Source organism: Nocardia neocaledoniensis (genome assembly GCF_003182135.1).
GTDB lineage: Bacteria > Actinomycetota > Actinomycetes > Mycobacteriales > Mycobacteriaceae > Nocardia > Nocardia neocaledoniensis.
The window spans coordinates 149,224-161,084 of record NZ_QGTL01000006.1; the positions used below are offsets into that span (position 1 = coordinate 149,224).

11 protein-coding genes are annotated in these 11,861 nt (G+C 67.3%); 8 read left to right on the top strand and 3 right to left on the bottom strand.

The window, feature by feature from the left end; translation table 11 throughout:
- The first annotated feature begins 197 nt into the window (after positions 1-197).
- Positions 198-1,259, top strand: coding sequence for a zinc-binding dehydrogenase (locus DFR69_RS18250; protein ID WP_110038795.1), 1,062 nt, complete (start codon positions 198-200; stop codon positions 1,257-1,259).
- On the opposite strand, the gene DFR69_RS35570 is transcribed toward DFR69_RS18250, so the two are convergent.
- Together DFR69_RS35570 and DFR69_RS18255 are read right to left on the bottom strand one after the other, a co-directional pair.
- Positions 1,249-1,383 carry a hypothetical protein gene (locus DFR69_RS35570; RefSeq protein WP_261774616.1) on the bottom strand — a complete coding sequence of 45 codons (135 nt, stop codon included), beginning with the start codon at positions 1,381-1,383 and terminating at the stop codon, positions 1,249-1,251. The two genes, DFR69_RS18250 and DFR69_RS35570, sit on opposite strands and share 11 nt — an antisense overlap.
- 28 nt (positions 1,384-1,411) lie before the next feature.
- Positions 1,412-2,605 (bottom strand): cation:proton antiporter, encoded by a 1,194-nt coding sequence (locus DFR69_RS18255; protein ID WP_167456311.1) that lies wholly within the window; start codon positions 2,603-2,605, stop codon positions 1,412-1,414.
- Between the two features lie 238 nt (positions 2,606-2,843).
- Here DFR69_RS18255 and DFR69_RS18260 point away from each other — a divergent pair, with 238 nt between their 5' ends.
- From DFR69_RS18260 to DFR69_RS18280, 5 genes are all read left to right on the top strand, one after another.
- The gene (locus tag DFR69_RS18260; RefSeq protein ID WP_110038797.1) at positions 2,844-4,718 is read left to right on the top strand and encodes a TetR/AcrR family transcriptional regulator; all 1,875 of its coding nucleotides are present in this window, start codon (positions 2,844-2,846) and stop codon (positions 4,716-4,718) included.
- A 190-nt stretch (positions 4,719-4,908) separates the two neighbouring features.
- A complete protein-coding gene (locus DFR69_RS18265) occupies positions 4,909-6,735 on the top strand; it encodes an acyl-CoA dehydrogenase (RefSeq protein WP_110038798.1) in 1,827 nt (608 codons plus the stop codon).
- Between the two features lie 25 nt (positions 6,736-6,760).
- A complete protein-coding gene (locus DFR69_RS18270; protein WP_167456312.1) occupies positions 6,761-7,399 on the top strand; it encodes a TetR/AcrR family transcriptional regulator in 639 nt (212 codons plus the stop codon).
- 343 nt (positions 7,400-7,742) lie between these two features.
- Entirely contained in the window at positions 7,743-8,204 is a 462-nt protein-coding gene (locus DFR69_RS18275) for a hypothetical protein (RefSeq protein WP_146229312.1), read from the top strand.
- Positions 8,205-8,210: 6 nt separating this feature from the next.
- Positions 8,211-8,429, top strand: a complete 219-nt coding sequence (locus DFR69_RS18280; protein ID WP_110038801.1) for a hypothetical protein — start codon at positions 8,211-8,213, stop codon at positions 8,427-8,429.
- 19 nt (positions 8,430-8,448) lie between these two features.
- Here the strand turns inward: DFR69_RS18280 and DFR69_RS18285 are convergent, their stop codons facing one another.
- Complete coding sequence (locus tag DFR69_RS18285; RefSeq protein WP_208644004.1) at positions 8,449-9,060, bottom strand: TetR/AcrR family transcriptional regulator; 612 nt, start codon at positions 9,058-9,060, stop codon at positions 8,449-8,451.
- Between the two features lie 330 nt (positions 9,061-9,390).
- Between DFR69_RS18285 and DFR69_RS18290 the strand changes: the two genes are divergently transcribed.
- Both DFR69_RS18290 and DFR69_RS18295 read left to right on the top strand, forming a co-directional pair.
- Positions 9,391-10,830, top strand: coding sequence for an APC family permease (locus DFR69_RS18290; protein ID WP_110038978.1), 1,440 nt, complete (start codon positions 9,391-9,393; stop codon positions 10,828-10,830).
- An 85-nt stretch (positions 10,831-10,915) separates the two neighbouring features.
- A complete protein-coding gene (locus DFR69_RS18295; RefSeq protein ID WP_146229313.1) occupies positions 10,916-11,824 on the top strand; it encodes an NAD(P)-dependent oxidoreductase in 909 nt (302 codons plus the stop codon).
- The last annotated feature ends 37 nt before the right edge of the window (positions 11,825-11,861 follow it).

Here is an 11,861-nt window from a genome sequence, read left to right on the forward strand (position 1 = left end):
GCGAGACCGAGCGTACAAGCGACATTGTCAGTCGACCATGTCGTATGACAGTGTCACTCGACACGGTCCCGACCGGAACCGAAAGCAGGACGAGAACGTTGGCGGCGCCACTGCTTGACAGGCGACATTGTCAGTCGACACAGTTGAGTGACTTGTTCGATTGAACAAGCCCTGTCGAGAGAATTCGAGGTCCCCCCATGAGCACGATGCTCGCCGGCCGACTCCGCCTGGACACCCGCGCCTTCTCAGTCGAGGAGGTCCCCGTTCCGACCCCCGGACCTGGTGAAGTCCTGATCGAAGTGCGGGCTGCGGGCGTCTGCCTGTCCGATGTCCACCTGATCGACGGCAGCCTGAGCCCGTTCTACCCGGAGCCCGCCGTCACCGCCGCCGGTGCCGTCACCCTCGGACACGAGGTCTCCGGCGTCGTCCACACCCTCGGCCCGGACCTGCGTGGCGACTGGTCGCCCGGGCAGCGCGTGGTGCTCCAAGCCGGGGAAGCCTGCGGTGACTGCACCCACTGTGTGCGGCGGATGATGTGCCAACGGCCACGCACCCGCGGGCTGGACTACGACGGCGGCTGGGCCCAGTATGCGATCGCCCGCGAAGGCACACTGTTCCCCATCCCGGATGATCTGCCCTTCGACCAGGCCGCGATCATCCCGGATGCGGTATCCACGCCGTACGCCGCCATGGTGAGCACCGGCGCCGTGCGACCAGCCCAGTCGGTCGGAATCTGGGGCGCGGGCGGACTCGGCGCGCACGCCGTGCGGCTGGCCAGGATGGTGGGCGCGGCACCCATCCTCGCGATCGACCCGCTGCCGTCAGCTCGCGACCGCGCCTTGCTCTTCGGGGCCGACGTCGCGCTCGACCCGCTCGCACCGGACTTCGCCGAGGCAGTGCGCGAGGCGACGGCGGGGCGCGGACTCGATGTCGCGTTCGACTTCGCCGGCGTGGGCGCGGCCCGGGCGCAGGCCGCATCCGTGCTCGGGCCGTTCGGTTCGCTCGTCCTGGCTGGTCTCACCCCGGAGCCGGTCACGATCGACGACAGCATCAACTTCTGCTTCAACGTCAACCAGGTCCGTGGCCACTACGGTTCCGAACCCGAGCACGTGGAACAGCTGGTCGGCCTCGCATCGGCCGGCAGGATCGATCTCGCACCGTCCATCACCGCGCACGTGCCCCTCGCCGAGGCGGCCGAGGCAGTCGCTCGGCTGGAACGCAAGGTCGGTGATCCGATCCGCTTGGTGCTCACTCCCTGAGCCTCACTCCCCGCGCCGGAACACGTGTCGCCGCCTGCGCCGACAAGAAGGTGCCGAGCAGGTCGACAAGGATGTCGGCCTGCTCGGCCGCGGTGGCGCGATCGGCGAAAGTCAGCCAGTTCACGGCGAACCCGTCCGGTCCGGCGTGACGATCACCGGTGACGCGAGGGACCGGGCACGTCTCGCACCCGCCGAGAACGTCTGCCGAAACCGGCCGCGATCAGTGGGGCGCCGACGCCGTGCACAACGATGCTTCCGCACACGACCACCAACGTCGCTCCGACGACGAGGTCCGCGTCGGGGGTTCCGGCCAGACTGTTGATGGCGAGCAATCCGAAGACGATCGACGCCACACCGCGCGGCCCCAAACAACACAGCATGACCCGTTCCGCTGGGGTGAACCGCGAACCGACCAGGGTGACCGCTACCGGAACAATGCGGAACGCCGTCAAGGCCAGCAATCCATAGACGATCACGGTCCATTCGAGCCTGGGGATCGCGACCGCGATAGCACCGACGACAAACCACAGTCCGAGACCGAGGAACTGCGCCAAGCCCTCGGTGAGATCCAATGGCTCACCAGGAATGTCGCGATGCGTGGCGCGATACATGATGCCGGCGAGGAAGGCCGCCACGAAACCGTTGCCGTCGATCAGGACACCCACCGCGAAGGACAGCACGGGAATCGCCAGGATTCCACAACGCACGGTGCGCGGATCCGTCCACCCACGGGCAGCGGCCGCCGAGAGCGCGACACCGGCGATCGCCCCGAGCGGAACGCCGGTCAGAACGGACTTGACGACTGCGGTCACGGCGTGGCCCAACGCTCCCACCGCGTCCTCGGAGTCGAGGCTGCGCCGATACGCTTCCAGGGCGAACAACATGACAGGCGCGACGAGGCCGTCGTTGAGTCCACTCTCGACGTTGAGGGAGTCGCGCACTCTCTTGGTGATCCGATTGTCACGCAGGATCGACTGGGCAGGAACCAGGTCCGTCGGCATGACGATGCAGGCCAGCACCAACAGCAGTGGCCACGAGTCCAGTTGCAGCACATACCTTCCGACAACGGTGGCGATGGCCAAGCTGATCATGAAGGCGACAAGCAGCCGGGTGACGCCGGTGTTCTTCGCTATTCGGTCCCTGATCTCGGTCGCATCGCTGAACAAGAACAGGGCCAGCAGAAACTCCACCAGACGGAGTGCGACTTCGGTGTCGATGGCGGGGAAGATCCACTGATCGTCGGTCAACCCGACGGCGGCGCCGGCGACGATCATCGCGACCGGCTCGGTGATGCTCCAACGTCCGAAAGCTCGCGACGTGCACGCCCAGACCAGCACGATCGCCATCACTACCGCGATCGCGAGAAACATGCTCGATCCTCCCGAGTGCCGAAACGCCGCTATCCGCCGTCGACCCGTGGCAAGGGCAATCTATCAGCTACTCCGTCGTGCGCGGAGCAACGCGTTCGCGGGCGCCACATCGACCTCTGTTTGTCGGGCGATCGCGATCCAGGGCCGTTTGCCGTACTTTGAACACTGCTGTATTCAAAGTGGTGAACGACCAAACCGGAAGGACCGGACAACGATGGCGAGAGTCGTGTCGGCGGCGGGGCGATACGGTGGCCGCTCGGCGGCGGAAAGGCGCGCCGAGCGCCGCGCGCGTTTCCGGGAAGCCGGGCTGGAGACCTTCGGCGCGGGCGCCGGCTACCGGAACACGCGCCTGGTCGACCTGTGCCGGGCCGCCGGGCTGTCGACGCGCCAGTTCTACCAGGAGTACGACACGCTCGAAGATCTGCTGAGCGAGTTGCATCTCCACATCGACGGCATCGTCGAAAAGCACGTCCTCGACGAGGTCGCGCGGGTAGACGACCTTCCGCTCGCCGGACGGGCCGCCGCGATGGTTCGCGCCTATCTCTCCTACATCACCCGCGATCCGCGGTGTGCCCGGATCACCTTTGTCGAGGTCGCCGGAATCAGCGAACGTATCGACGCCCAACGCCGACAGCGCCGCTCACGCTGGATCGACATGCTGTGCGCTCTGCTCGAGAGTTTCGCCGCCAGAGGCGAACTCCCGTCCCGCGAGTTCCGGCTCACCGCGGCGACCTTCCTCGGTGCTGTCGACGGCCTGATGCGGGACTGGTGCGCGGGCTGGATCGAGGCGTCCATCGACCAGCTCACCGACGAACTCCTCGGCATGCTGCTCGGCAGGCTCGGCGCAGCCGACGCCCCCGCGACACCGGTCGCCACCGATGCCGTGCCACCGGTGCGGCGCCGCCCGCCCAATCGCCGCGCGACCATCCTGCGGGCCGCCACCGACGCTTTCGCCGAGCACGGCTATCACCGCACGTCCATGGCCGACATCGCCGCCGTCCTCGATATCACCTCCGGCGCGCTGTATCGACACTTCCGGACCAAGCAAGAACTGCTCGGCTGCTGCCTGCGGGAAGGTCTCGATCTCGTCTTGGACCGCGTCGACTCCGCGTGCGACGGTGACGCAGCCTCCGACGCGGCACTCCGCGCCCTGGTCCGCGTCTCACTGGAACAGCGCGGCCTCGCGCGGCTGTGGCAGCTCGAGTTCCGTAACCTCACCCCTGCCGATCGGATTGCCGTCCTGGCGCGATCGGTGCGGCTGACACACCGGATCGGAGCGGCTGTCCAGGCGCGGTATTCCGGTGTGGGTGCCGCCGACCGCGACGCCCTCGGCTGGCTCGTCCTGTCGGTGGTGACCAGCCCATCCAACCACCGCACCCGGCTCCCGCACGACACGTTCGCCACCGTCCTGGACGCCGCGGTCGACGCGGTCATCGGCACCGGCGTGATCCACGGTGACGCAGCAGGAGACTGTTCCCCCGAATCCCGCGAGGCCGACACCGATCTGAACAGCGAACTGCGCACCGAACAGTTGATCGCCGCCGCCGCCCAGCTGTTCAGCGAACGTGGGTTCGCGGCGGTCAGCATCGAAGAGATCGGCACCTCCGTCGGTGTCCGAGGTCCCGCCGTCTATCACCATTTCGAAAGCAAGTCCGATCTGCTCGATGAGATCATCGACCGCAACAACGAGTGGATACAGCGCTACACCGAACGCGCTCTCGCCGAGGGGGGAGATCCACGGGAATCGCTGCGCCTCGTGTTGCGCTACTACGTCCATTTCGCCATGGACAGACCGGATCTCGTCGGCACCGCGGTCGGTGAGGCCCGGTACCTGCCCGACGACGCGGCTGCCCGGTATCGACGGATCCATCGCGAAGGCATCATCGGATGGGCAAGGCTGCTGCAATCGGTGCGTCCCGAGTTGTCCATGCCGACCGCGCGGGTGCTGATCCACACCGTCACCACGATGGTCAACGAAGCGGTCCGCAATCCGCGACTCACCCGGCGGCCCGCTCTGGTCAGCGAGCTGTGTTCACTCGGTGAGCGAATCGCGCTTGCCGAACTGCCTGAACTTCGAGTTAGCAACTGATCACTTAAGACCTTCACGATCAGAAATCCCCAGTTGAACAGGCTGTATAAGCACAGAAGTCCGCTTATTGATGGATTACTTAGACTTGCGTCACTCGTCACGGTGCGCCATGATGGCCACCGCGGCGCGATCTCGCGCGGTTCAGCACCCGCCCCGTTCGACGCGGGGTTCAGTCGAGAGGTGACGGTCGGTGGGCCACTACAAGAGCAATGTTCGTGACCTGGAGTTCAACCTGTTCGAGGTCTTCGACCTCGACAAGATCCTGGCCGCAGGCGCCTTCGGCGATCTCGACGGCGAGACCGTGCGCACGATGCTTGCCGAGGCGGCCCGGCTGGCCGAAGGCCCGGTCGCCGAACCGTTCGCCGAAACCGACCGCACCCCACCGGTCTTCGACCCTGCCACACATTCGGTTCGCCTGCCCGAGCCGTTCAAGAAGGCGGTCCGCGCCTGGCTCGACGCCGAGTGGCCACGACTGGCCAAGAGCGAACACGTCGGTGGGGTGCCCGCACCGTCGATGGTGGGCTGGGCGATCAACGAGCTGGTACTCGGCGCACAGCCCGCCGCCTACATGTACGCCTCCGGCCCACTGATGGCCGACGTGCTCGGCGAAGTCGGCACCGAACAGCAGAAGCAGTGGGCCCCGCAGATCGTCGAGCGCGGTTGGGGCGCCACCATGGTGCTCACCGAACCCGACGCCGGGTCCGATGTCGGCGCCGGCCGCACCAAAGCCCTAGCCCAACCCGACGGCACCTGGCACATCGAGGGCGTGAAGCGGTTCATCACCTCCGCCGACTCCGACGACCTGTTCGACAACATCGTCCACCTGGTGCTCGCGCGCCCCGAGGGCGCCGGTCCCGGCACCAAGGGACTGAGCCTGTTCATCGTGCCCAAATTCCACTTCGATTACGACACCTTCGAACTCGGTGACCGCAACGGCGTATTCGTCACCAACGTCGAACACAAAATGGGACTCAAGGCCTCGGCCACCTGCGAGCTCACCTTCGGTGGGCACGGCGTCCCGGCCGTCGGCTACCTCGTGGGCGATGTGCACAACGGCATCGCGCAGATGTTCAAGGTCATCGAGGAAGCGCGGATGATGGTCGGCACCAAGGCCATCGCCACCCTGTCCACCGGCTATCTCAATGCCCTCGACTACGCCAAGTTCCGTGTTCAGGGACCGGATCTGACGCAGGCGTCGGACAAGTCCGCGGCCAAAGTGACCATCATCCACCATCCCGACGTCCGCAGGTCGCTGCTGATGCAGAAGGCCTACGCCGAGGGCCTGCGTTCGATCTATCTCTACACCGCCGGTCACCAGGATCCCGTTGTCGCCCAGCACCTCTCCGGCGCCGATGCAGAGCTCGCCGCGCGCGTCAACGATCTGCTGCTGCCGATCGTCAAGGGAGTCGGCTCCGAACGCGCCTATCAGTACCTGACCGAATCTCTGCAGACCTTCGGCGGTTCGGGATTCCTGCAGGACTACCCGATCGAGCAGTACATTCGCGACGCCAAGATCGACTCCCTCTACGAGGGCACCACCGCCATCCAGGCCCAGGACTTCTTCTTCCGCAAGATCGCCCGCGACCGCGGCGTCGCCCTGCGGCACCTGCTCGACCAGGTCCGGGCCACCGCCCGCTCCGACAAAGACGGCGGCAGCCTGAAGCCCGAGAAGGTTCTCCTCGGCTGTGCCGTCGAGGACGTCGAAGAGATGGCAGCGACACTGACCACGCATCTGCTCGCCGCGACCGAACAACCCACCAGGCTCTACCAGATCGGCCTCAACGCCGTCCGGTTCCTTCTCGCCGTCGGCGATCTCCTCGTCGCCTGGCGACTGATCTCCGCCGCGGAGATCGCACTCGCCGCCGTCGACTCCGCAAACGACAGCGAGTTCTACGCGGGCAAGATCGCCGTGGCCCGCTTCTTCGCCGCCACGGTCCTTCCCCATGTGACCGCCGAGCGTGCCGTGATCAGCGCGTCCGATCCGCATGCGATGGAACTCGCCGAAACCGCCTTCTGACCCCAGCGCGAACCCGAGGTGCCCCATGATCGTCTCCACCCCGCGGTCGCAGCGCCGCCTCACGCGCCGCAACCAGTTCCTCGACATCGCGCATCACGCCTTCGCCACCCGCGGCTATCACGGGGTGACCATGCAGAGGGTCAGCGCATGCGCGGGGGTCACCAAACCCGTTCTCTACCGGCACTTCTCCGGAAAGCTCGAGCTCTACCTCGCCGTCGTCCAACGCTATCTCGATCAACTCACCGATGCCGTCCGTGCGGCCTCGAGGTCGACATCGTCTCGCCACCACACCGTCGAGCGCACTGTCGAGGCGTTCTTCGATCTCGTCGAACACGACGAGTCGGGTCTGCACGTCCTGATCTTCGACTCCTCTCTGCCGAGTGAGCCGGCGGTCAGGTTGCGGGTGCAACAGGCGGTGGCCGACTTCACCGTCACCGTCGCCAGGATGCTGCACCCGCACAGCGAAATTCCCCTCCGCGCGAACCTGCTCGCCTCCTGGCTGACAGGTGTCGCGATCGCCGCGGCGGGGCAATGGCACAGGGAAGGCCGCACGGTGCCCAAGCGCCACGCTGTGGCCACCGCGACACACCTGTGCTGCGCGGGCTTGTCGGGCAGCACACTCAGGGGGCCGCGTATCGCCGCTCTGACAACAGCCGTCGCTTGACGCCGGCTCGCCGATCCACAGGACCGGACCCACGAGTTCGCGCCATCCGGTAGCGGAGCCGACCTTCCGCGAGGTCCTCGGTCATGGGCGCCCCGCTGCCCGGCCCGGGTGCACGATGCACCCGGGCCCGCCGAAAGAAGGTGCGCACTGTCGTTGCGGCCCGTCGCGTCGGCTTGTGAAGATGGCATATCACCAGCGGAAACGATGAGGGAGTTCGCGAACGACCGGCGATCGGGACCGGTTCTGGGCGACAGCACGGATATCGAGCCAACTCAGGAAGCGAGTGCACACCGATGGATATCCGCTCGGATGAGTTGAGACTCCCGTCGAAAGGCAGCGCGTCATGACATGGCGAGCGACCTCGATGTCGCGCGAGGAGATCTCGGCCGCGGCGGTGGCGCAGGTGAGGTACTACAAGCAGCGCTGCGGGATCGCCGCGTTCCTTCGCGCGAGCAGCGGCCGGATCTTCGTCCCGGCCGGGATCGTCGGCGCGATCGTGGCGCCCGCCGCGCAGGCCGCCACCCTGGTGCGGCGGCTACCCCTGGTGGTGCCTGCCATCATCGACCGCGGGCTCGGCCGGCGAACGACCTGGACACTGCTCACCGCGCCCGTCCCCGGCCACCTGCGCCGCAGTGCGCTGACCAGGGAAGTACTGGACCGGTGCGGGGCCGGCCTCGTCGACGAGGGTGACGAGATCTCGCTGCCCTCCCCCGCCGACCCGGCGCTGCGCTGGCACGGTGGCGCCCCGACCGACCGCTACCGTCCCTCGCCGGTGTCGATCCTCTCGGCCATGCGCGGCCGGTGAGTCGCCGTGCCCGCCCAGCGCTCGCCCCGGCCCGGGGAACCCGACACCCACCTCAGGGTCATCGCCGGAACGGTGGTCGCCGACTTCCGTGGTTGCCGCACCGCCGTCCGGAACTTCGTGCGGGACTGGCTTTCTCGCCCACACCCCGGCATCACCGTCGAGGAGATCCGCAACGGGCTGCTCCCCGCCCAGCGAATGCCGTGTGAGAGCCTGTGGATTCACTGACCTGCGCGGTCGCCGGACATCACGCCGGCACGGATCCCGTCTCGACCGGCTGGGCCGCGCCCACGATGCTGTCGCACATCGCCGGGATTCCCGCGCAGAAGACGTCGAGATAGGCCTCGACGCGCTCCGGATCCTGATGCGCGGCCCATTGCACGACCAGCGCGTCGCTGGTGGAGATCAGAACCGAGGCGAGCGCTCGAATGTCCTCCGCGCGCGCGGACGCGCCTGCCGCGCGCTGCAGAATATCGGCGACCGCGCCCTGGTAGACGTCGTAGGACTCGGCCGCGAGGGCGGGGCGGTTGCGGACCATCCAGAGGTAGAGGTCGAGCTGGGCCAGCGCGTAGTCGGGTCGCTCGACGACCCAGCGGCCCGAATGCCGGACGAGCTCGACAGCGGTGGCCCGCAGGTCGCCCAGCTCGATCTCGGCGAAGGGTTCGGTGGCCCGGGCCGCGAGATTCTCGAAGACCGCGCGGAACAGACCGTCCTTGTCCCGGAAGCAATAGTGCAGCGAAGCCAGTGGCGCGTCGGCCGCGTCGGTGATCCGGCGGGTCGTCGCACTCGCGACGCCGTGCTCGGCGATGACACGCACCGCCGCCTCGAGAATCTGCACGGAACGATCCGATGTCGGCACGTGAGCCACGGTGGTCCACCCCTTTCGCTCGTCGGCGGTTCGAGACGCCGCCAATCTTGACTGAATCAAGCGTACAGGCCCCGCGACACCTTTCGATCATGCCCGCCATGGCGCGGCGACCGGGCAAGATGCCGCCGGAGACAGACCGCATCAACCAATTGAATCAATCGATTCAGTCGAATCACTTGATCAAGCGCTTAGTCACCTCTATCGTTCGATGTGCCTCAGGTCACACAGATGGCCGTCCGATACGCCATCCACCACGCGGGTGAACCCGATCACGGCCGGGCCTGCGGCCTGCTCGATCCCACTGAACGAACGGATTTGCCGATGACCATCGACGACCCCAATGCCCCACCGGTGCAACAGGATTCGGAGGAAGCCCAGCATCTGCGGGGCAACCTGGGGATCATCCAGCTCGTCTTCACCGTCTTGGCGTTCAACGGCCCGCTCGGGGTGGTGGCCGCGTTCGCCCCGGTGGTCATCGGCTACGGAAACGGGATCGGTGCGCCCGCCGCCTACCTCGCCGCAGCAGGCATCGTCGCCTTGTTCGCCGTCGGCTTTCTCAAGATGTCGCGCCACATCGCGAATCCGGGCGGCTTCTATTCCTTCGTCACCGCCGGTCTCGGCAAACAGGTCGGACTCGGCGCGTCCTTCCTCGCCGTCACCTGTTACTACATCCTGCTCCTGGCCGTGTACGCGGTCGCGGGTCTCTATCTCGAGATCGTCGTCGGCGGCCTGCCCTGGTGGATCTGGGCGCTGGTCCTGCAGGGTGTGGTCGGGGCTTTCGGCTACTTCAACCTCGACTTCTCCGCGAAGGCGCTCAGCGTGTGCCTGTGCCTGGAAGTCCTGTTCGTCGCCGTCTATGACATCTTCGTGGTGGCGAAGGGCGGTGCGACGGGGCTCAGTGCCGACTCCTTCCTGCCGGAACACGTCTTCTCGGGCAACGTGGGCATCGCACTGCTCTTCGGGATGCTGTGCATGGGCGGCTTCGAGGTGACCGTCATCTTCCGTGACGAGGTCCGCGATCCCGATCGGAACATCCCGCGCGCGACCTACGCGTTCATCGCCCTGATCGGCTTCGTGTACGCCGTGTCGACCTGGGCCATCATCCAGGCGATCGGTCCCGCCGACGCCGTCGCCACGACCGCCGCCGATCCGACCGGATCGTTCCTCGGCACGCTGCACACCTTCGTCGGTTCCTTCGCCGAGGACCTCGTCGTCCCGCTGCTCACCACGGCCGGATTCGCCGCGCTGCTCGCCACCCACAACGTGCTGGCGCGGTACGCGTTCAACCTCGGCGTCGACGAGGTGCTGCCCCAGCGCATCGGATTCGCCCACCCGCGCCACGGATCGCCGCACCGGGCCTCGGTCGGCATCTCGGTGCTCGCGCTCATCGGGTTCCTGGCGTTCGTCGGGTGGGGCGCCGAACCGAAGCTGCTCTACGCACAGCTGTCCGGCGCGTTCGGCTACGGCCTGATCATGCTGATGCTGATCACCTCCGCCGCCGTCATGGTGTTCCTGACCCGCCGCCGCCCCGACGACACGACCGTCTGGCACCGGCTGATCGCGCCGGGGCTCGCGCTCGGCTGCCTCGCGGTCGTCCTCTGGCTCGCCACGACGAACATCTCCGCGCTGATCACGGCGGGGACCGGCGTCGTGATCGCCGTACTGGCACTGCTCTACGGATCCGTTCTCGTCGGCGCCGCCTACGCCTGGAAGCTGCGCGGCACCCGCCCGGACACCTACGCCAAGATCGGGCGGCAGTAGCCGCTCCCCCACCGGTGGGCGCCCACGCGCCACGTGGGCGCCCACCGGCTTCTCAGTACCGAAAACCATTGGAGGAGAACGAATCGTGGAACAGCAACCGACGTTCGACGTAGCCCTGCTCGGCTGCGGAAACATGGGCGCCGCCCTCGGGCGCGCCCTGCTGGGGGCCGGCTACCGCGTGATCGCGTGGAACAGGACCCCCGAGAAGGCACAGGCTCTCGAGCCGGACGGGGCCCGGGCTGCGGACACCGCGGCCGAGGCCGTGGGATCGGCCCGGACGACCGTCGCCTGTGTGCGCGCCTACGACGACCTCGAAAAGGTCCTCGCCACCGTCGACATGCCCGCCGGACACACGCTGATCAACGTGACGACCGGCGCACCCGACGACGCCGACCGCCTGCGGCAATGGGCCGAGACCCAGGGGGTGCGCTATCTCGACGGCGCCATTCTGGCCTTTCCCGAGCAGATCGGCACCGCCGCCTGTCAGCTGCTCGTGGCGGGATCGCCGGAGGTCTGGGAATCCCACGGAGATCTCGTGCGCGCCATGGGCGGCGCGTCCCGGCATGTCTCCGCGAACGCGAACGGCGCGAACGTCCTCGATCTGGGCGGTGTCGGCGCGTTCTACGGTGTGAGCATCCTCGGCTTCATCGAGGCTGCCAGGTACGTGACGGCCTGCGGTGTCTCCGTCGACGAGTTGCTGCTGGTGGCTCGGCAGCTGGACGAGGTCCTGCATGCCGCGCAACAGCAGTGCGTCGACACCCTGACCTCCGGCGACTACTCGACCGATCAGGCCACCATCGACGTCTACCGCTCGGGGTCGTTGACCTTCCGGGACACGATGGCCGAGCGGGTCGGCCCCGCGCCCATGATCGAGGCCGCGGCGGGACTGCTCGCCCGCGGGGTCGACGCGGGCTTCGGCAACGAATCTCTGTACGCGCTGTACAAGCTCTACCAGGGCCGTGACGCGAAGCAGGCTGTCGCACAAGAACAGTGACACACCGCAACGGCCCCGGAGCACCTGCGCTCCGGGG

What these genes read in the sequence shown, in the direction of transcription:
- DFR69_RS18270 (WP_167456312.1), top strand. Translation starts at nt 6,761, where the DNA reads ATGATCGTCTCCACCCCGCGGTCGCAGCGCCGCCTCACGCGCCGCAAC.
- DFR69_RS18255 (WP_167456311.1), bottom strand. Translation starts at nt 2,605, where the DNA reads ATGGCGATCGTGCTGGTCTGGGCGTGCACGTCGCGAGCTTTCGGACGT.
- DFR69_RS18290 (WP_110038978.1), top strand. Translation starts at nt 9,391, where the DNA reads ATGACCATCGACGACCCCAATGCCCCACCGGTGCAACAGGATTCGGAG.
- DFR69_RS18260 (WP_110038797.1), top strand. Translation starts at nt 2,844, where the DNA reads ATGGCGAGAGTCGTGTCGGCGGCGGGGCGATACGGTGGCCGCTCGGCG.
- DFR69_RS18250 (WP_110038795.1), top strand. Translation starts at nt 198, where the DNA reads ATGAGCACGATGCTCGCCGGCCGACTCCGCCTGGACACCCGCGCCTTC.
- DFR69_RS18275 (WP_146229312.1), top strand. Translation starts at nt 7,743, where the DNA reads ATGACATGGCGAGCGACCTCGATGTCGCGCGAGGAGATCTCGGCCGCG.